At 67.6% G+C, this 19728-nt stretch carries 17 protein-coding genes; 9 read left to right on the forward strand and 8 right to left on the reverse strand.

Annotated elements, in window-relative coordinates:
• Positions 1-26: 26 nt before the first annotated feature.
• Positions 27-1811 carry an excinuclease ABC subunit UvrC gene (uvrC, locus tag ABFD52_07955; protein ID MEN6560691.1) on the forward strand — a complete coding sequence of 595 codons (1785 nt, stop codon included), beginning with the start codon at positions 27-29 and terminating at the stop codon, positions 1809-1811.
• Positions 1812-1945: 134 nt separating this feature from the next.
• Here the strand turns inward: uvrC and feoB are convergent, their stop codons facing one another.
• On the reverse strand, positions 1946-3877 hold the full coding sequence (feoB, locus tag ABFD52_07960) for a ferrous iron transport protein B (protein MEN6560692.1): 1932 nt from the start codon (positions 3875-3877) through the stop codon (positions 1946-1948).
• Positions 3864-4106: a FeoA family protein gene (locus ABFD52_07965; protein MEN6560693.1), complete on the reverse strand. Its 243-nt coding sequence runs from the start codon at positions 4104-4106 to the stop codon at positions 3864-3866. Before ABFD52_07965 ends, feoB begins: the two co-directional genes overlap by 14 nt.
• A 199-nt stretch (positions 4107-4305) precedes the next feature.
• Between ABFD52_07965 and ABFD52_07970 the strand changes: the two genes are divergently transcribed.
• Entirely contained in the window at positions 4306-6396 is a 2091-nt protein-coding gene (locus ABFD52_07970) for a S46 family peptidase (protein MEN6560694.1), read from the forward strand.
• A gap of 39 nt (positions 6397-6435) precedes the next feature.
• Here the strand turns inward: ABFD52_07970 and ABFD52_07975 are convergent, their stop codons facing one another.
• On the reverse strand, positions 6436-7254 hold the full coding sequence (locus tag ABFD52_07975; GenBank protein MEN6560695.1) for a hypothetical protein: 819 nt from the start codon (positions 7252-7254) through the stop codon (positions 6436-6438).
• Positions 7255-7391: 137 nt separating this feature from the next.
• Here ABFD52_07975 and secA point away from each other — a divergent pair, with 137 nt between their 5' ends.
• From secA to ABFD52_07990, 3 genes are read left to right on the forward strand one after another with little or no spacing between them, the layout of a single operon-like run.
• Complete coding sequence (secA, locus tag ABFD52_07980; protein ID MEN6560696.1) at positions 7392-9983, forward strand: preprotein translocase subunit SecA; 2592 nt, start codon at positions 7392-7394, stop codon at positions 9981-9983.
• 22 nt (positions 9984-10005) lie between these two features.
• Positions 10006-11472: an IMP dehydrogenase gene (gene guaB / locus ABFD52_07985; protein ID MEN6560697.1), complete on the forward strand. Its 1467-nt coding sequence runs from the start codon at positions 10006-10008 to the stop codon at positions 11470-11472.
• 30 nt (positions 11473-11502) lie between these two features.
• Positions 11503-11916, forward strand: a complete 414-nt coding sequence (locus tag ABFD52_07990; GenBank protein ID MEN6560698.1) for a DUF6529 family protein — start codon at positions 11503-11505, stop codon at positions 11914-11916.
• On the opposite strand, the gene panD is transcribed toward ABFD52_07990, so the two are convergent.
• The 5 genes from panD to ABFD52_08015 all read right to left on the reverse strand — a co-directional run bounded on the left by panD (position 11903) and on the right by ABFD52_08015 (position 15094).
• Positions 11903-12265 carry an aspartate 1-decarboxylase gene (gene panD / locus ABFD52_07995; protein ID MEN6560699.1) on the reverse strand — a complete coding sequence of 121 codons (363 nt, stop codon included), beginning with the start codon at positions 12263-12265 and terminating at the stop codon, positions 11903-11905. The genes ABFD52_07990 and panD overlap by 14 nt on opposite strands.
• A 10-nt stretch (positions 12266-12275) precedes the next feature.
• A complete protein-coding gene (gene panC, locus ABFD52_08000; protein MEN6560700.1) occupies positions 12276-13121 on the reverse strand; it encodes a pantoate--beta-alanine ligase in 846 nt (281 codons plus the stop codon).
• The gene (gene panB / locus ABFD52_08005; GenBank protein MEN6560701.1) at positions 13118-14005 is read right to left on the reverse strand and encodes a 3-methyl-2-oxobutanoate hydroxymethyltransferase; all 888 of its coding nucleotides are present in this window, start codon (positions 14003-14005) and stop codon (positions 13118-13120) included. The genes panC and panB overlap by 4 nt, the downstream gene beginning before the upstream one ends.
• A gap of 128 nt (positions 14006-14133) precedes the next feature.
• Positions 14134-14805 (reverse strand): deoxynucleoside kinase, encoded by a 672-nt coding sequence (locus ABFD52_08010; protein MEN6560702.1) that lies wholly within the window; start codon positions 14803-14805, stop codon positions 14134-14136.
• Positions 14806-14890: 85 nt separating this feature from the next.
• On the reverse strand, positions 14891-15094 hold the full coding sequence (locus ABFD52_08015; GenBank protein MEN6560703.1) for a PspC domain-containing protein: 204 nt from the start codon (positions 15092-15094) through the stop codon (positions 14891-14893).
• Positions 15095-15266: 172 nt separating this feature from the next.
• On the opposite strand from ABFD52_08015, the gene ABFD52_08020 reads away from it, so the two are divergent.
• The 4 genes from ABFD52_08020 to ABFD52_08035 all read left to right on the forward strand — a co-directional run bounded on the left by ABFD52_08020 (position 15267) and on the right by ABFD52_08035 (position 19691).
• Positions 15267-17105 (forward strand): aldehyde ferredoxin oxidoreductase family protein, encoded by a 1839-nt coding sequence (locus ABFD52_08020; GenBank protein MEN6560704.1) that lies wholly within the window; start codon positions 15267-15269, stop codon positions 17103-17105.
• Entirely contained in the window at positions 17102-17329 is a 228-nt protein-coding gene (locus ABFD52_08025) for a MoaD/ThiS family protein (protein MEN6560705.1), read from the forward strand. Before ABFD52_08020 ends, ABFD52_08025 begins: the two co-directional genes overlap by 4 nt.
• Positions 17330-17376: 47 nt before the next feature.
• Positions 17377-18954, forward strand: coding sequence for an aldehyde dehydrogenase family protein (locus ABFD52_08030; protein ID MEN6560706.1), 1578 nt, complete (start codon positions 17377-17379; stop codon positions 18952-18954).
• A 344-nt stretch (positions 18955-19298) separates the two neighbouring features.
• Positions 19299-19691, forward strand: a complete 393-nt coding sequence (locus ABFD52_08035) for a hypothetical protein (protein MEN6560707.1) — start codon at positions 19299-19301, stop codon at positions 19689-19691.
• The last annotated feature ends 37 nt before the right edge of the window (positions 19692-19728 follow it).

Below are 19728 nucleotides of genomic sequence, written 5' to 3' on the forward strand. Positions count from 1 at the left end.
TATAATAGGCTCGGGACGCGGCGCGCATGGCGGACTTCGACGAGCTCAAGGCGCGGGCGGCCGAGCTTCCGGCCAAGCCCGGCATCTACTTCTTCAAGAACGCGGCGGGCGAGGTCGTCTACATCGGCAAGGCCCGCTCCCTGCGCGACCGGGTCCGCTCCTACTTCCTGGCCAACCCCGACTTCAAGGTCCGCAACATCATCCGCGAGACGGCGGACATCGACTTCATCCTGACCGGCTCGGAAAAGGAAGCGGCCTTCCTGGAGAACAACTACATCCAGCAGCACCAGCCGCGCTTCAATCTCCGTCTCAAGGACGACAAGAGCTTCCCCTACCTGAAGATCACGGCCGGCGAGACCTGGCCGGGCGTCTATTTCAGCCGCAAGGTCGAGCCCGACGGCTCGCGCTATTTCGGTCCGTTCAGCCCGGCCGGCCGGGCCCGCTCGTCCATCCACCTCGTCAACAGGCATTTCCTCGTCCGCGGCTGCGAGGAGGCCGTCTTCCGCGGCCGCAAGCGCCCCTGCCTGGAGTATGAGCTCAAGCTCTGCTCGGCGCCCTGCGTCGGATTTGTCTCCGAGGCCGACTATCGCGAGAACGTCGAGAACGCCTGCCTCTTCCTCGAAGGCCGCCTGCCCGAGCTGGCCCGGACCCTCAAGGCCCGCATGGAGCGGGCGGCCGCCGAGGAGAAGTTCGAGGACGCGGCCCGCTGGCGCGACCTCCTGCGGACGATCGAGGACTACCGGGACCGCCCCGGCGCGATCTCCACGGCCCTCGAGGACCAGGACGTCGTCGGCCTGGCCCGCGAGGGGGGCCGGGCGGCGGCCTACGTCTTTTTCATGCGCAAGGGCAAGATCCGTAACTCGGCGGCCGGGATAGCCGCCGGCCCCGCGGACGCCTCAGACGCCGCCATCCTGGGCAGGTTCCTGGCCGGCTTTTACGCCGGCCGCGAGCTGCCGCCGCGCCTGCTCCTGCCTGCGGCGCCGGACCAGGCGGCGGGCCTTTCGTCGCTGCTCGGCTGGGCCGAGGTCCGGGTCCTTGTCCCCCGCAGCGGCAGGAACCTCAAGCTGGTCGAAATGGCCGGCCGCAACGCGGAGGCCTTCCTCCGCAAGCAGGCCGGCGAGGCCGGACCGCTCGAGGAGCTGCAGACCGCGCTCGGGTTGCCCGCCCCGCCCCGGCGGATCGAGGGCTTCGACATCTCCAACACCGGCGGCGAGGAGTCGGTCGGCTCGCTCGTCGTCTTCCGGGACGGCCGGCCCGACAAGGACGCCTACCGCAAGTTCCTCATCCGGACGGTCGAGGGATCGAACGACGTCGCCAGCCTGGCCGAGGTCGTCACCCGGAGATACCGCAAGGTCCTCGACGAAGGGATGCCCCTCCCCGACCTGGTCATGGTCGACGGCGGCAAGCCCCAGCTCGGGGCGGCCGAGCAGGCGCTGGGCTCGCTCGGGCTTTCGCAGGTCCCGCTCGTGGCCATCGCCAAGAAAGAGGAGATCCTCTACACGCCCGCGCACCGGGAAGGGATCCGTCTCGACCGGACGGCCGGGGCGCTGAAGCTCGTCCAGGCCGTCCGCGACGAAACACATCGCTTCGCCATCACGTTCCACCGGGGCCGCCGGGAGAAAAAGAGCTTCGAGTCCGTCCTCGACGGCATCCCCGGCCTCGGCCCGAAGAAGAAGGCGGCGCTCCTGGCAAAATACCAGGATCTCGATCTGGTCTTGAAGGCCGAGCCGGCCGAGCTCGCGTCCATCCTCGGGGAGAAGCCTGCGGCCGCGGTAAAGGAAAGATTGGGCGCCTTGGCTAAGCCAAGCTGAAGATATCAAATAATTTGCCGGTTAGCTCCAGTTCGGCAAAAGGGACTATCCGCGGTTTTTCAGGCAAAAAGGACGGAAAAGCGCTCCGTTCGATGAGCCGGTCAAGTCCGGACCGGCCGCGAGCCGGGGCCTGCTCAGAGGATGATCCGGACGAGCCAGCTCAGGGCCACCGCCACTGTGATGCTCAGTCCGGCCGAAACGAAAGCCCATTTCTTCCCGATCTCCTTCCACAAGATGGCGAACGTGGACAGGCACGGGATGAAGAAGCTGATGAAGACGGTGAAGACGACGACCTGCTCGCGGCTGATGGCCGAGAGCACGTTCGAGTAATCGACGCCGAGCGCCTGGAGCATCATGATGAGCGACAGCTCCTTGCGCAGGAAGCCGAAGACGAGGGTCACCCCCAGCTCGTGCGGCAGGCCCAGGCCCTTGACGACGAGCGGCGCCAGGACGTCGTTGATCCAGCGGTCTGCGTGAAAATAGACGAGCAGGCTCAGGACCAGGCTGCCGCCGATGAGCAGGGGCCAGGCGAACTTGACGAACGAGAGGACCTGGAGCCAGGTCTTGCTGAGCATGGCGCCGAGGCGCGGCGCCTTGAGCGACGGGATCTCCAGGATCAGGCCGGGCGACGGCTCCCTGATGAACCGGCTGACGATCCGGCCGACCAGGGCCACGACCAGGATGTTGGCCGCGTAGAAGCCCACGGCCCAGAGCGGCCCCAGATAGAAGGCCACCAGGGCCAGGACGATCGTCGTCCGGGCCGAACAGGGGATGAAGGGGATCAGGATCGAGGTCAAGACCCGGTCCCGCCGGGACTCGAGACCGCGGGCCGAGACGATGGCCGGGACGTTGCAGCCGAAGCCCAGGATGAACGACGGCACCGATCTGCCGTGCAGCCCGATCCGGTGCATGAAGGCGTCGAGGAGGAAGCCGGCCCGGGCCAGGTAGCCGCTGTCCTCGAGCGCCGCCATGAGGAAAAGAAGCGGCAGGAAGTACGGCAGGACGATGCCGACGCCGCCGCCGACGCCCTGGACCAGCCCCTCCGCGAGATAGAACGGCAGGCCGTGCCCGAGACGCGCCGCGAGCGCCGATCGGAGCCCGTTGAAGGGTTTGAGGACGAGCGCTTCGAGGGGGCTCCCGATCCTGAAGATGACGAAGAAAAAGGCCAGGAACACCGCCGCCAAGATGATGTAGCCCAGAACGGGATGCATGAGGACCGCGTCGATCTTCTTGTCCCAGGTCACGCGCCGGCCATGGCGGACGCGGCTCGTGGCTTCGGCCAGCTTCATGGCCAGGTGGTGGCGTTCGGCCGAGACGACCTCGTAGGCCGGCGCGCCGCGCCGCCGTTCGAGGATCCCGCTGGCGCGGTCGACGGCCGCCTGGACGCCCGGCTCGATCTCGCCCAGGTACCCGGCGCAGGCCTGTCCGGCCGTTTCGATGAGCTTCGCGGCGACGAAGCGCGGGCTGGCGGCGACCGGGAAGGACGGCGGCAGGGCCCGCTCCACCCCGGCGACGACCTCCTCGACGTCGTCCGAGAACTTGAGTGGACGCGGCGCCTGCCCCTTGTCGAGGACCTCGAAGGCCCGGTCCAGCAGCTCCCGGACGCCGCGCCCGTAGGCCGCGATCGTCGGCACGACGGGCACGCCCAGGAGCCGCTCCACCCCGGCCGCGTCGATCTCGATGCCCTTGCGCTCGGCCACGTCGATCATGTTGAGAGCGACGACCAGGGGCCGGCCCAGCTCGATGAGCTCGAGGGTCAGCTCGAGGCCGCGGCAGAACGTCGAGGCGTCGACGACGTTGATGACGAGGTCCGGCCGCTCCGAGAACAGATGGGTCAGGGCCACCTGCTCGGACGGGTCCGTCGGACAGAGGCAATAGGTCCCCGGCAGGTCGACGATATCGAGCGACCGGCCTGCCACGACGACGCGGCTGTGGGTGTGCTTGACGGACGTGCCGGGGAAATTCGAGGTCTCGGCCTTGGGCCCGGCGATGGAATTGAACAGCGTGCTCTTGCCGCCGTTCGGCTGCCCGACGAAGACGACGGTCGGGACCTCAGGACGGCTCATGGGCGGGTTCGACGAGGATCTTCTGGGCCACGCCGCGGCTCAGGGCGACGGTCGTGTCCGAGGTGCGGTTGCGGACGAGCAGCGGCCCCCGGAGGATGGCCCGGCCGTCGAGCTGGATGAGGTCGTCCTTGTGGAAGCCGAGGGCCATCAGGCGGCGGCGAACGCCTTCCCGGCCGCGAAGGTCGACGATCCGCAGGGGCAGTCCGGGCGGGGCCTCGAGCAGGTTCATTCCTTCTCCGACGCGTAATCTATCAGAACTTTCGGCGGGAATAAAGGCGATCGCCTCCGTCCCCCGGCTCATCGCCTAATTCCTACTATTTTTATAGTGTTTTTCGGCGGGCCCGTCGATCCTCCGCGGGTTCCGTGGAATTCCGTCTGAAAATGGGACATAATATCCTTTTCGAGCTTCCCGAAAGGAGACGATCGCCATGTCCCGCAACCGCAGCCGTTATCGCGTCCCGATACTTCTGGCGGCCCTCGCCGCCCTCCTCCTCGTCCGGCCCGCCGCGGCCGACGAGGGCATGTGGCTCTTCAACAAGCCGCCCAAGGACATCCTCCTGAAGAAGTACGGCTTCGCCGCGACCCCGGAGTTCATGGACCACCTCCGGCTGGCCTCGATCTCCTTCGGCGGGGCCTCGGGCTCGTTCATCTCGCCGGACGGCCTGGTCCTGACCAACCACCACGTCGGCCAGGGCGCGATCCAGAACCTGTCCACGAAGGACCGCGACCTCATGAAGACCGGCTTCTACGCCCGGACCCGGGCCGAGGAGCTCAGGGTGCCAGGCATGGAGTTGCGCGTCCTGGTCGGCATCGAGGACGTCACCGACAAGGTCCTCGGCGCCGAGAAGCCCGGCATGGGCCCGGTCGAGGCCGCCGAGGCCCGCCAGAAGGTCGTCGCCGGCCTCGAGAAGGACGCCGGGGCCGGGGAAGGCCTCCGCGGCGTCGTCGTCACGCTCTACTCCGGCGGCATGTACCATCTCTACACCTACCGGGTCCACAACGACGTCCGGCTGGTCTTCGCGCCCGAGTACGCCGCCGCGTTCTTCGGCGGCGACCAGGACAACTTCACCTACCCGCGCTACGATCTCGACATCACCCTCTTCCGCATCTACGAGAACGGCCGGCCCTACAAGAGCGATCAGTTCATCAAGTGGTCGTCGGCCGGCGTCCGCGAGGGCGACCTGGTGCTCTGCTCCGGCCATCCAGGGTCGACCGGCCGCCTCCTGACCACCAGCCAGCTCGAGTTCCTGCGCGACACGAGCTATCCCTTCAACATCGCCAACCTCAAGCGCCGCCAGGCCTACATGCACGCCTACGCCGCCAGGGGCGAGGAGCAGAAGCGCGTCGCCCTGCGCAACCTCTTCGGCATCGAGAACAGCCTCAAGGCGACGACCGGCTACCAGTCGGGCCTGCTCGACCCCGCCCTGATGGCCAAGAAGCAGAAAGAAGAGGCGGCCCTGCGCGCCCGCGTGGCCCAGGACCCGGCCCTGGCCAAGGAGTTCGGCCCGGCCTGGGACGAGATCGCCGCCGCCGAGAAGGCCTATGCCGCGATGTTCAAGCCCCTGGCCTTCTTCGAGCGGGCCAACGGCTTCTACACGGCCTACTTCGCCATCGCCCGCAACATCGTCCGGCTGGCCCTGGAGAAGCCCAAGCCCAACACCGAGCGGCTGCGCGATTTCCGCGACGCCTCCCTGGCCTCGGTCGAGCGGGGCATCCTCTCCCCCGCCCCGATCTACGACGAGTTCGAGGCCGTCAAGCTCGGCGACTCCCTGGCCCAGCTCCAGGAGGAGCTGCCGGACATGATCGAGGTCCGCTGGATCCTGGCCGGCCGCTCGCCCCAGGACGCGGCCCGCGAGCTCGTCGCCGGCACGAAGCTCAGGGACATCGAGTTCCGCAAGAAGCTCCTGGAGGGCGGGGCCGAGGCCGTTTACCAGTGCCAGGATCCGATGATCAAGCTGGCCCTGCTCGTCGACCCGGTCTCGCGCGGCCTGCGGGCCGGCTACGAGAAGAAGGTCGAGGCGGTCGAGACCGTCAACGGCGCCCGGATCGCCAAGGCCATGTTCAAGCTCGAGGGGACGTCCATCCCGCCCGACGCCACCGGCACTCTGCGGCTCAGCTTCGGGGCGGTCAGGGGCTACGTCGAGAACGGCAGGAAGGTCCCCTACCGGACGACCTTCGCCGGGCTCTACGGGAAGTCGGCCCAGGCCGGCAACAAGGACCCCTACGAGCTGCCGGCCAGCTTCCTGGCCAGGAAGGCCGCCGTCAACCCCGCGGCGCCGGTCGACTTCGTCTCGACGGCCGACTCGATCGGCGGGAACTCCGGCTCCCCCCTGGTGAACCGGAAAGGCGAGTTCGTCGGCGTCCTGTTCGACGGCAACATCCAGTCGCTGCCGACGCGGTTCGTCTACGAGGACAGCATCTCGCGGTCGGTCATGGTCGACTCCCGCGGCATCATCGAGGCCCTGCTCAAGATCTACGACGCCAAGCCGCTCGTCGACGAGATCCTCGGGCGGAAATAGGCGGCCCGCTGGGGACGGCCCCCGCCGCGCGGGACGGGCTCAGTAGAGGACGGCGGCTTCGCCGAGCGCGGCGACACGCTTGTCGAGCCAGGCGATGATCAGGTCGCGCCGGGCCAGCACGGCCGCGATCTCGTCGCCGTTCAGGTATTCGCCGGCCGTCGCCCGGAGGCTCTCCCCGGTCAGGCCCTTGAGGGCCTCGACGAACGTCCGGGGCAGGCTGGCCATGATGAAGGTCGGCCCTTCCCGGAATTTCTCGTCGTAGATGAGCTTCCTTTTCGTCGCGAACGACCGGGAGTGGTCGATGAGGAACATCCGCCAGTCGTCGGTGACGAGGTAGTTCCTCTGGTGGCGGTCGATGTTGTAGATGAGGTTGTCGAAGGCCCGCTGCAGGCAGAGGTCCCGGGCGAACGCGGCGGCCCTGGCCGGCGGCGGGACGAGCTTCTTCTTCATGATCGTTTCCAGGCTCTGCCAGTATTCGACCCAGACCTGGCACGACCCGCGGTCGTTCCGGAACTCCCGCTCGACCGTGGGCGGGACCATGTGGAGGCCCAGGGCGCGGCTCAGTCGGTAGGCGGCGATCTCGCCCTTCCAGGTCTCCCTGAACCCGGCGACCCTCTCCCCGAGCGCGTTCTTCCACAGGGCTTTGTGCCGGATCCCGTCCTTCTCGAGCGTCAGCTCCCAGGGACTGGTCACGGCCAGGGGCCCGGTCAGCTGCTTCTGGCCGACGACCGCGGCCGTCTTGAGGAAATCCTCCCACCTGTCGTAGCCGGCCTGTTCGGCGGCGGTGAACTGGGCCGTCAGGCTGGCGCCGGCTGACAGGGCCGCGACGGCCGCGAAGACAAGGATCGATCTTTTCATGGCCCTTCCCTCCCCCCGTCACTTTGCTCCGGCCGGAGTGTAAGCCGGGAACGGCGGCCCTGTCAACAGGGAAAGGGACGGGCGGACCGAAGACGGGCAAATTGACTTCCCGGGGCCTTTTTGCTAATTAATGGTAAATGTACAAGTGGATTTACCGCAAGATCTTCGGCAGCGATAACGACCGCACCCTTCGCCTGATCCGGCCCCTTGTCGCCGCCATCAACGATCTCGAACCCCGCATCCAGCCCCTGACCGACGACGGGCTCCGGGCCAAGACGGCCGAGTTCAAGGAAAAGCTGGCCCAGGGCGCCTCCCTCGACGACATCCTGCCCGAGGCCTTCGCCGTCGTCCGCGAAGCCTCCCGCCGGACGACCAGGATGCGCCACTTCGACGTCCAGCTCATCGGCGGCATCGTCCTCCACCAGGGCATGATCTCCGAAATGAAGACGGGCGAGGGGAAAACGCTCGTCGCCACCCTGCCGGCCTACCTCAACGCCCTGAGCGGCCGCGGCGTTCATATCGTCACCGTCAACGACTACCTGGCCAAGCGCGACACGGAGTGGATGGGCGCCATCTACCGCTTCCTCGGCCTGACCGTGGGGACCATCCAGCACGACCTCGGCGACGCCGAACGCTACACGGCCTACCGTGCCGACATCACCTACGGCACGAACAACGAGTTCGGCTTCGACTACCTCCGCGACAACATGAAGTTCCGCCTGGCCGACCTGGCCCAGCGGGAGTTCAACTACGCCATCGTCGACGAGGTCGACAGCATCCTCATCGACGAGGCCCGGACGCCGCTGATCATCTCCGGCCCGACCAACGAGTCGACCCAGCTCTACACCCGGGTCGATTCCGTCGTCCGCCGCCTGCAGAAAGACAAGCACTTCACCCTCGACGAGAAGAGCCGGACGGTCTCCATCCAGGAGGCCGGCGTGGCCGAGGCCGAGCGGGCCCTGGGTGTGTCGAACCTCTACGACATGGCCAACATGGAGTACGTCCACGCCGTCAACACGGCCCTCAAGGCCCATCACCTGTTCAAACTGGACGTCGACTACATGGTCCAGGACGGCAAGGTCGTCATCGTCGACGAGTTCACCGGCCGGCTCATGCCCGGCCGCCGCTACAGCGACGGGCTGCACCAGGCCCTGGAGGCCAAGGAGCGGGTCAAGGTCGAGGAGGAGAACCAGACCCTGGCCTCGGTTACCTTCCAGAACTACTTCCGCATGTACAAGAAGCTGGCCGGCATGACCGGCACGGCGGCCACCGAGCGGGAGGAGTTCCGCCACATCTACGGTCTCGACGTCATCGAGATCCCGACCAACAAGACGCTCATCCGCCTGGAGAACCCGGACGTCATCTACCGGACCTCCGAAGAGAAGTGGCAGGCCGCGGTCGAGGAGATCGCCGATCTCAACAAGACGGGCCGGCCGGTCCTCGTCGGCACGATCTCGATCGAGAAATCCGAGCACCTCAGCAGCCTGCTCCGCCGGCGGAACATCCGCCACGTCGTTCTCAACGCCAAGTACCACGAGATGGAGGCCCAGATCATCGCCCAGGCCGGCCGCGTCGGGGCCGTGACCATCGCCACGAACATGGCCGGCCGCGGCGTCGACATCCTGCTCGGCGGCAACCCCGAGTTCCTGGCCAGGGAGCAGCTCAAGCGCGGGGGCGGCGACCCGTCCAAGGTCCCGCCCGGGCAGCTCGAACAGGTCCTCCGGGAGGTCAGCGCGGTGACTCAGAAGGAGCACGAGGCCGTGGTCGCCCTCGGCGGCCTGCACGTCCTCGGCACGGAGCGCCACGAGGCCCGGCGCATCGACAACCAGCTCCGCGGCCGCGCCGGCCGCCAGGGCGATCCGGGCTCGTCCCGCTTCTACCTCTCGCTCGAGGACGACCTGATGCGCATCTTCGGCAGCGAGCGCATTTCCGGGCTCATGGCCCGGATCGGCATGAGCGAAGGCGTGCCCATCGAGCACCCCATGATCAGCCGGGCCATCGAGCGGGCCCAGAAGCAGGTCGAGGGCCAGAACTTCACCGTCCGCAAGCACCTCCTCGAATACGACGACGTCATGAACAAGCAGCGCGAGACGATCTACGGCCAGCGCCGCAAGATCCTCGAGGGGGCCGACCAGCGGGACTACTTCCTCGGCCTCATCGACAGCCTCGTCGAGTGGATGCTCGACACCCACGCCAACAAGGATGCCGCGCCCGAGGAGTGGAACCGCGAGGGCCTGCGCCAGGCCGTCCTGGCCCAGTTCGGCGTGGACGTCGAGACCCTGGGGATCGACTGGGCCACGGTCAGCCCCGGCGGGCTGAGGGACGCGATCGTCAAGGCCCTGACGGCCGCATACGAGGCCAAGGAGAAGCAGCTCGGCCCGTTCATGCGGGAGTTCGAGCGGATGATCCTCCTCCAGGTCATCGACTCGCAGTGGAAAGACCATCTGCTCGAGATGGACCATCTCAAGGAAGGCATCGGGCTGCGGGGCTACGGCCAGAAGGACCCTCTCATCGAGTACAAGAAGGAGGGCTTCGAGATGTTCCAGTCCATGCTCGACCGGATCGAGGAGGACGCGGTGCGCTACGTCTTCCTCATCCAGCCGGTCATCGACCAGCCGGCGCCGGTGCGGCGCCAGACGCCGGTCTACTACCAGCAGCCCACGGGGCCCTCGGGCCAGCGGTCCAGGCAGGCCCGGGCCATGATCCCGGGCAAGCGTCACAAGCACTGATCCAGGGAGCCAAGGAGGAGCCATGCTCGACGACAAGATCAGGGAAGCCCTCACCTTCGACGACGTTCTCATCCTGCCGGCCAAGTCCGACGTCGCGCCCGCCCAGGCCGTGGTCACCACCCGGCTGAGCCGCCACATCACCCTCAACATCCCCGTCGTCAGCGCGGCCATGGACACCGTGACCCTGTCGCGGATGGCCATCGCCCTGGCCCAGCAGGGCGGCCTCGGCGTCATCCACCGCAACATGTCCATCGAGAGCCAGGCCGAGGAGGTCGACAAGGTCAAGCGGCACGAGAGCGGCATGGTCGTCGAGCCCATCACCCTGCGGCCCCAGGACACGGTCGGCCGGGCCCTCGAGGTCATGAGGGAGCACCACATCTCCGGCCTGCCCATCACCGACGGATCGAACCAGCTCGTCGGCATACTGACCAACCGCGACATCCGCTTCGAGAGCCGCCTGAGCCTGCCGGTCGAGAAGATCATGACCCGCAAGCTCGTCACCGTCCCGGTCGGGACGTCGCTCGAGGACGCCGAGAAGGTCTTCCACGAGCACAAGATCGAGAAGCTCCTCGTCGTCGACGAGGGCTACCACCTCAAGGGCCTGATCACCTACAAGGACATCCTCAAACGCATCCAGTATCCCGACGCGGCCAAGGACAGCCTGGGGCGGCTGAGGGTCGGGGCCGCCGTCGGCGTCGGCGCCGATTTCCTCGACCGGGCCCGGGCCCTGGTCGCGGTCAAGTGCGACGTCATCGTCGTCGACAACGCCCACGGCCATTCGCGGCGCGTCCTCGACACCGTCCGGACGCTCAAGAAGGAGTTCCCGAACCAGGAGATCATCGCCGGCAACATCGGCACGGCCCGGGCGGCCGAGGAGCTCGTCGACCTCGGCGTCGACGCGGTCAAGGTCGGGGTCGGGCCCGGCTCGATCTGCACGACCCGGATCATCACCGGCGCCGGCATCCCCCAGGTCACGGCCATCGCCGACGTCTACGAGGTGACGGGGAAGGCGGGCATCCCGCTCATCGCCGACGGCGGCATCAAGTACTCCGGCGACGTGACCAAGGCCATCGCGGCCGGCGCGGACACGATCATGCTCGGCAACCTGCTGGCCGGGACCGAGGAGGCCCCGGGCGAGGTCGTCATGTACCAGGGCCGGGCCTACAAGATGTACCGGGGCATGGGCTCGATCGCGGTCATGAAGGAGGGCAAGAGCAGCGACCGCTACCAGCAGGACCTGCAGCCCACCGCCGCCAAGCTCGTCCCCGAGGGCATCGAGGGCCGGGTCCCCTACAAGGGCAGCACCACGGTCATCGTCCAGATGCTCGTCGGCGGGCTCAAGGCCGGCATGGGCTACGCCGGCTGCCGGACGATCGAGGAGCTCAAGGCCAACGCCCGCTTCATCAAGATCACCCAGGCCTCGCTCAAGGAGAGCCACGTCCACGACGTGGTCATCACCCAGGAGGCGCCGAACTATCATCTCGACTGAGCGCTGACGGAACGCTCGAAAGGGGGGGCGATGTCCGACTACGCGATCAAGACCGTTCTGGCCGTTGTGCTTCTGGGGACGGGCCTCTGCGCCTTCCTGGCCATGATGGCCCGATTCGGCCGGCCGGGAGACGAAGCCCGGTCGGAACGGCTCCGCCGGCTCCACAAGAAGGCCGGCTGGGCCTTCGTCGTCATCCTGGCGCCTCTGGCCGCCCTGGGCGCGAACTTCCTGGTTGAGATAGGCGACGGCCTCCCGACCCGCGGCGCCTTCCATTTCGTCCTGGCCGCCGGGCTGGTCGCCGTCCTGCTGGTCAAGCTCCTGATCGTCAAGGCCTACCGCCAGCAGCTTCGCTTCGCGCCCGCCCTGGGCATGACGGTCTTCGCCCTGACCCTGGTCATCTTCCTGATCACGGCGGGGTATTTCGTCCTGATCAAGCTCCTTTGACCTCGGCGATGCGGTTGCCCTCCCCCATCAGGACGACCTTCGGCCCGAACGTTTCCATCTCGTTCTCGTCCATGTAGCCGTAGGCGGCGATGATGACGATGTCCCCCACCGAGACCTTGTGGGCCGCGGCGCCGAAGACCCCGACCTGCCGCGAGCCCTTCTCGCCGCGGATGATGTAGGTCGTGAAGCGCTTGCCGTTGGTGACGTTCCAGACCTCGATCCGCTCGTAGGGCCGCAGCCCCGCGGCCGTCATGACCTCCTCGTCGAGGGACAGGCTGCCCTCGTACGCGACATCGACCAGGGTGACCGTGGCCCGGTGGACCTTGGAACGCAGGAAGGCTCTGAGCATGGGATCCTCCTCAGGCGTGAAGCCGGACGTTGTCGATCAGGCGGGTCGCCCCGACGAAGACGGCCAGGGCCAGGAGGACCTCGCCGCGGAGCTCGGCGACGGGCTCGAGCGTCTCCGGATCGACGGCCTCGACGTAGTCGATCCGGGCCAGCGGCTCGCCCTCGATGACCGAGCGGACGCCCGCGACCAGCCTGGCCCCGTCGCTCTCCCCCGCCGCGACGGCCTTCTCCGCCCAGCGCAGCGCGGTCGAGAGGACCAGGGCGGCTTTCCGCTCCGCGGGCGAAAGATAAGCGTTCCGCGAGCTCAGGGCCAGGCCGTCGGGCTCGCGCACGAGCGGACAGGCCACGACATCGACGTCGAGGTCGAGGTCCCGGGCCAGCCGCCGAACGATCACGAGCTGCTGGGCGTCCTTGGCCCCGAAGTAAGCGCGGTCGGGAGCGACGATGTTGAAGAGCTTGAGGACGACCGTCGCCACGCCCCGAAAGTGCCCGGGCCGGGACCCGCCGCAGAGCCGGTCCTGAAGATCCTCGACCTGGACATAGGTCCGGAAGCCAGCCGGGTACATCTCCGCGGCGTCGGGATGGAACAGGGCCTCGACGCCCGCCTGACGCAGGCAGACCGCGTCCTTGTCCAGGTCCCGGGGATACTTCTGGAAGTCCTCTTTCGGGCCGAACTGGGCCGGGTTGACGAAGATGCTGACGACCGTGACGTCGTCCCTCTCCCTCGACGCGCGGACCAGGCTGAGGTGCCCTTCGTGGAGGCAGCCCATGGTCGGGACGAGGCCGATCCGCTTCCCTTCCCGGCGCCACCCGCGGCAGAGGGCCTTCATCTCGGCGACGGTCTTGACGATGGTCATTTCCTGACCCTCCTCTTCGAGGCCGCGGCCGCCGCCTTCGCCAGCTCGTCCGCCACCTCGGGCTTGATATGGTAGGAGGTTTCGTCGTCGGGGAAGCGTCCGGCCCGGACGTCCCCGGCGTAGGCCGCCACGGCCCCGCTGATGACGCCGTGGATGTCGGCGTAGGCGCGGACGAACCTGGGCATGTAGCCGGTCGAGAAGCCCAGCATGTCGTGGATAACGAGGACCTGGCCGTCGCAGGCCGGGCCGGCCCCGATGCCGATCGTGGGGATGCGCACGGCCCGGGTGACCTCGGCGCCGACCTCGATCGGCACCGATTCGACGACGACGGCGAAGGCCCCGGCCCGCTCGAGGTTCCGGGCGTCCTCGACGATGCGCCGAGCCTCCTCGACGGCCGCGCCGCGGACCCGGAAGCGGCCGAGGCGATGGATGGATTGGGGCGTCAGCCCGACGTGGCCCATGACCGGGATCTCGGCCTCGACCATGGCCTCGACGAGCTTCAGCCGCTTCTTCGACGCCCCCTCGATCTTGACCGCCGCTGCGCCGCCCTCCTTGATGAACCGGGAGGCGTTGCGGATGGTCTCGTCGGCGCTCAGGTGGAACGAGAAATAGGGCATGTCGCCGACGACCAGGGCCCGCCGGACCGCCCGGGTCACGGCCCGGGTATGGTGGATCATCTCGTCCATGGTCACGGGCACGGTGTTCTCGTAGCCCAGCACGACCATGCCCAGGGAGTCCCCGACGAGGACGATGTCGACGCCGGTCTCGTCCAGGATCTTGGCCGTGGGATGATCATAAGCCGTCAGGCAGACGATCTTTGGGCCCCCGGCCTTCCGGGCCTGGAGCAGGGGGATGGTGACGCGTTCGTCGGGCGAGTTGGCCATTGTCCGTCCTTTCTCCCCATCCCGCCTGGCGCGGGATTGAGGTAAAGTCTGTCGCCGCCGCGAAATGTCCGGTCCCGGGGCGGACGCGCCGCCTCCGGGCCTCATCCGGGAACTATATTCTACGCCTTTCAGCCTTTTTTTGCGCCCTTGCCCCCGTAGCTCTGGGGGACGTAGTAGAGCGAGGCCTTCTTCATGTCGCGCAGCTGGTCGAGGAGGTCGAGGACGTCCTCCTCCCGGCCGAAGTCGATGTCGTCGGCCTTGACCACGAGCAGGGGCGCCCCCTGGTAGTTGAAGAAGAAATAGTCGAAGGCCTCGACGATGTCCTCGAGGTACTTTTCGGAGATGTTCTTCTCGATCGAGTCCCCTTCCCTGGCGACGCGCCGGACGAGCGAGCCAAGCGAGATCTGCAGGTAGATGACGAGGTCGGGCTTGGGGACGCGCTCGGCCAGGATGCCGTAGATCTTCTCGTAAACGAGCAGCTCGTCGTCCGAGAGGGTCTGGTAGGCATAGATCTTGTCCTTCTCGAAAAGGTAGTCGCAGATGATCCGGTCGACGAACAGGTCCCTCTGGAGGAGGCGGACCTGCTGGTTGTAGCGGTTGGCCAGGAAGACGAGCTGGGTCAAGAAGGCCGAGCCCTCGCGCTCGTTGTAGAAATCCTTGATATAGGGGTTGCCGACGTTGTCCAGGATAACCTTGCCGCCGATCCGCTGGGCCAGGACGTTGGCCAATTGGGTCTTCTTGGACCGGAAGACGCCCTCGACGGCGATATGCTTGAACGGGACCTCGAGCGCGCTCTTCATACCCATCTTGAAATCGATTAGGTTATAACCGAACTCTGACTGTAAGTCAACGGCCGCCGGGGGCCCGGGCAGGTCCCTGCCGGGCTCAAGCCTGGGTCTTGGGCTGCTGGGGGACGACGATCCAGGCGATGATGTAGAAGAAGGTCATCGGGAACAGGGCCGTCACCAGGGTCAGGCCGACGCAGAGCAAGCGGACGATCGAGACGTCGACGTCGAAGTACTCGGCCAGGCCGCCGCAGACGCCGCCGAGCATCTTCTGGCTGACTGAACGATAAAGCCTTTTGGCCATTGCGCGTTCCTCCTCTCTTGGGGCTCGCGGTCCCCGTTCACCTGATTATACGAGAATCGCATCCTTTTCGCCCGGAAAAGGAAAGAAAATGTCACCACGCAGCGCCTTGACTCCGGGAGCGCCTCCGGTTACGATTGAGAGGGTTATTTTCATCTCCGGAAAGGACGTCATCATGAACGGTTGGACCGGACGATTCCTGCGGGTCAACCTGACCACAAGAACCTATAAAACGGAGCCCTTCAGCGAGGATTTCGCGCGCAAATGGATCGGCGGCCGGGGCTTCGCGGTCAAGATCCTGTTCGACGAGCTCGCCCCCGGCATCGACCCCCTCGGCCCGGACAACAAGTTCATTGTCGCCCTCGGCCCCATCGCCGGCATCCCGGCCCCCAACACAGGGAAAGCGGTCGTGGCCGGCAAGTCGCCGAGCACGGGCGGCTACGGCGACGGCAACCTCGGGACCCGGGTCGCCGAGCAGCTCCGGAAGGCGGGCTACGACGTCCTGATCGTCGAGGGCCGGGCCGCCTCCCCGACCATGCTTTACATCGAAGACGACAAGGTCGAGTTCCTGCCGGCCGACGCGGTCTGGGGCAAGGGCACCTACGAGACGAACGACTGGATCTACGCCAGGTATGGCAAGGGTGTCGGCGTCCTCAACATCGGCCAGGGGGGCGAGAACCTGGTCCGTTACGCCGTCGTCCGCAGCCTGGAGGGACGGGCCGGCGGCCGCACCGGCATGGGCGCGGTCATGGGCTCCAAGCTCCTCAAGGCCATCGTCGTCAAGGGCACGAAGCCGATCCCCCAGGCCGATCCGGCCGGCATGAAGAAGGTCGGCACGGACGACCTGCGGGAGGTTCACGCCATCGACAAGAAGACGGGCTGGTCGATCCAGAGCACCAACGGGGTCCTCGCCTGGTGCAACGAGGTGGCCGCCCTGCCGGTGCGGAACTTCCGCAAGACTCACCACCCGGACGCCTGGAAGTGCGACGGCGAGCGGCTGAACAACGCCCGCATCGCCACCTACGGCTGCCCCAACTGCACCATGCGCTGCGGCATCACCATCCGCGACGAAGAGGGCCGCGAGTCCGAGCTCGACTACGAGAACGTCGGCCTGCTCGGCCCCAACCTGGAGATCTTCGACCTGCCCCCGATCGGCTCGCTGAATTACATGTGCGACGACTACGGCGTGGACACGATGTCGGGCGGCTGCGTCCTCAGCTTCTACGCCGACGCCGTCGACCGCGGCGCCGCGCCCGGCAGCCTCCGGTTCGGCGACACGGCCGGCTTCAAGAAGCTCCTGACCTCGATCGCCCTGCGCCAGGGCGAGATCGGCAATATCCTGGCCGAGGGTTCCATGCGGGCCGCGCGCAAGTTCGGCCACGGCTCGATCGACTACGCCATGCAGGTCAAGGGCCTCGAGGTCGCCGCCTACAACTGCAAGTTCATCCCGGGCATGGCCCTGGCCTTCGGGGTCAGCCCCATCGGCGCCCACCACAAGGAGTCGTGGGTCATCACCTTCGAGCTCAAACAGTCCGTGCGCGAATCCTACGGCCCGGAAAAGGCCCGGAAGGTCATCGAGCTCCAGCGCATCCGCGGCGGCCTTTTCGAATCCATCGTCGCCTGCCGCTTTCCCTGGATCGAGAACGGCTGGAGCCTCGAGCACTACCCCAAGTACTTCAAGCTCGTCAGCGGGCTCGATTGGACCCTGGACGACTTCTGGACCGTCTCGGACCGGATCTACGCCATGATCAAGCTCTTCTGGCTCCGGGAATATCCCGGGACCGATCGCCGGCTCGATTATCCCCCGGCCGTCTGGTTCGACCCGGCGAACGTCGACACCGAGGGCCCCATCGCCGGCAAGTGCCTCGAGTACGACAAGTACGACGCGCTCCTCCAGCACTATTACGACCAGCGGGGCTACGACCGGCGCGGCATCCCGACCAAGGAGACCCTGAAGCGGCTGGGCGTCGCCGCGGAGGGCCTGGCGGCGGAAAAATACGGGTCGCTCACATGAAGGTCACGGTCAAGCTCATCGGGCCGTTCATCCAGATCTTCGGCTTCGGCGAGAAAGCGCTGGACGTCCCGGCCGGGACGACCGCCGACGACCTCGTCGGCCTGGCCGGCGTCGACAAGTCCAGGCCCAGGATCGTCACCCGGAACGGCCGGGCCGTCGGGCCGGGCGAAGCCCTGGCCGACGGCGACCGGATCGCGATCTCGCCGATCTATTCGGGAGGCTGAGCCGGCCTGCGTCCGTCCGGGGCCGGGAACGAAAAAGGATTTTCGCCATGACCATGATCCTTGTCGGCGGCGTCTGGCGCGAAGCCCGGGTCCCGGCGGGGTCCTTCATGGCCGTGGACCCGGCCACGGGCGAGGCCATCCCGGGCGATTATCCTGTTTCCTCCTGGCCCGATCTCCGGGACGCGCTGGAGGCCGGGGCCGAGGCCTCCTTTGCGATGGCCGAAACGGAGCCCGGCCGGATCGCCGCGTTCCTGGAGGCCATGGCCGCCGGGCTTGAACGCCGGACCGAAGCGCTCGTCGAGACGGCCCATCGGGAGACCGGCCTGCCGGCCGGATCCCGTCTCCGCTCGAGCGAGCTGCCCCGCACGACCGGCCAGCTGAGGCAGGCGGCCGCGGCCTGCCGAGACCGCTCCTGGGTCCGGGCGACGATCGATACCAAGCTCGACATCCGTTCAAAGCTCGGACCGCTCGGCGGCCCCGTCGCGGTCTTCGGCCCCAACAACTTCCCCTTCGCCTTCAACGCCGTCGGGGGCGGCGATTTCGCGGCCGCCCTGGCGGCCGGCAACCCGGTCATCGCCAAGGCCAATCCCCAATCGCCCGGCACGACACGGCTGATGGCCGAGGCGGCGGCGGAGGCCCTGGCGGAAAGCGGGCTGCCCGCGGCCGCCGTCCAGGCCCTCTATCATTTCCCGGTCGACGAGGGGTTGAAGCTCGTCTCGCATCCGCTCATCGGCGCCACGGCCTTCACCGGCAGCCGGCCGGCGGGGCTGGCCCTCAAGGAAGCGGCCGACCGGGCCGGCAAGCCCATCTATCTCGAGATGTCCAGCGTCAACCCGGTCTTCATCCTGCCCGGCGCCGTCAGGGAGAGGGGCGCCGAGCTGGCGTCCGAGCTGGCCGGCTCCTGCTCCGCCGGCATGGGTCAATTCTGCACCAAGCCCGGCCTCATCGTCCTGGTCGGCTCTCCGGAAAGCGAGGGCTTTCGGGATGCGCTCGCGTCGGCCTTCGACGCCGTCCCGCCGGGCGTCCTTCTCGGGCGTAGCGTCCTCCGGGGATTGGAGGCGGGGGTCGAGCGCCTGCGCCGGCTCGGGGCCGGGCTTGAAGCCGGGGCGGGACCGGTGGAAGGGCCGGGCTGCCGGTTCAGGCCGGCCCTTTTCGGCATCTCGGGGGCCCGGTTCCTGGAAGACCCGGCGGCCTTCCAGGTCGAGTCCTTCGGATCCCTTTCGCTCCTCGTCGCGGCCCGCGACCTGGCCCAGGCCAGGGACATCGCCGCCTCGCTCGAAGGCCAGCTGACAGCGACCGTCTTCAGCGCCGGCGACGGCTCGGACGAGGCCGGCTATGCCGCCCTCGAACCCCTGCTCCGGCGCAGGGCCGGCCGGCTCCTCAACGACAAGGTGCCAACGGGCGTGGCCGTCTCCCCGGCCATGAATCACGGCGGCCCCTTCCCCGCCTCGGGCCACCCGGGGTTCACGTCGGTCGGCATCCCGGCGGCCCTGACCCGGTTCGCCGCCCTGCACTGCTACGACCACGTCCGTCCGGACAGATTGCCGCCCGAGCTGAGGGACCGCAACCCGACGGGGATGATGTGGCGGCTCATCGACGGCGACTGGACACGCCGGTCGCTGTGACCGCCGGACGGTTTCCCGGGGCCTGCGCCGGAACCGCGACCCGGGAATCGCTCCATGCCGTCCTGCCGGACGGAATGCGGCCCGCTTGGCGCTTCCTGCCGCCGGCCCTTTTTCCCGGCAGGCCGGCACGGCGCCGCCCCCCGCCGTATTCCGGGATTCGGCGTCCTGCCCGACGGGATTGGACAGGGCGGACCGCCCCGCCGGGGCCGGCGCCGGCCACGGTCCCGCCTTAAGCGCGGGCGAGAGTTGCGCCTCCTCATTGGCACGTTTTATGCAAAAAGATCAAACGAAAGGTTTCGGGCGCTCGAGAAAGCTTTTCAAATCTAAGCATGAGGAGGCTTCAAGTGAGATCAAGGATCATTCTCGCGCTGGCTGTCGCCGGCCTGATGGCCCTCGGCTCGGTTTACGCCGCCCAATCCGCCGAGGCCGTCAAGGCGAAGATCGACTTCGCTTTCGCCGCCGGAGGCAAGGTGCTGCCCGCCGGCGAGTACGAGTTCCAGAAGGACGACGCGGCGTACGTCTTCAGGATCCAGGGCCAGGGCAAGACGGGCGACATCGTCAACATCGTCACCTCGCTCACGAGGGACCTGCATGCGGAGCCCCAGGCCGCCAGCCTCGTCTTCGACGTCGTCGGGAACAAGTACATCCTCTCGGAGATCTGGATCCCCGGCTACGACGGCTACCTGGTTCAGGCCACCAAGGGCCGCCACACGCACAAGATCGTCAAGGTCAGCTGAGTCTTTGAAGTGGACGGCGGCTGCCGGAGCGGCCGCC

The organism is Acidobacteriota bacterium (assembly GCA_039683095.1).
In the GTDB taxonomy this organism is placed as follows: domain Bacteria; phylum Acidobacteriota; class Aminicenantia; order Aminicenantales; family Saccharicenantaceae; genus RBG-16-66-30.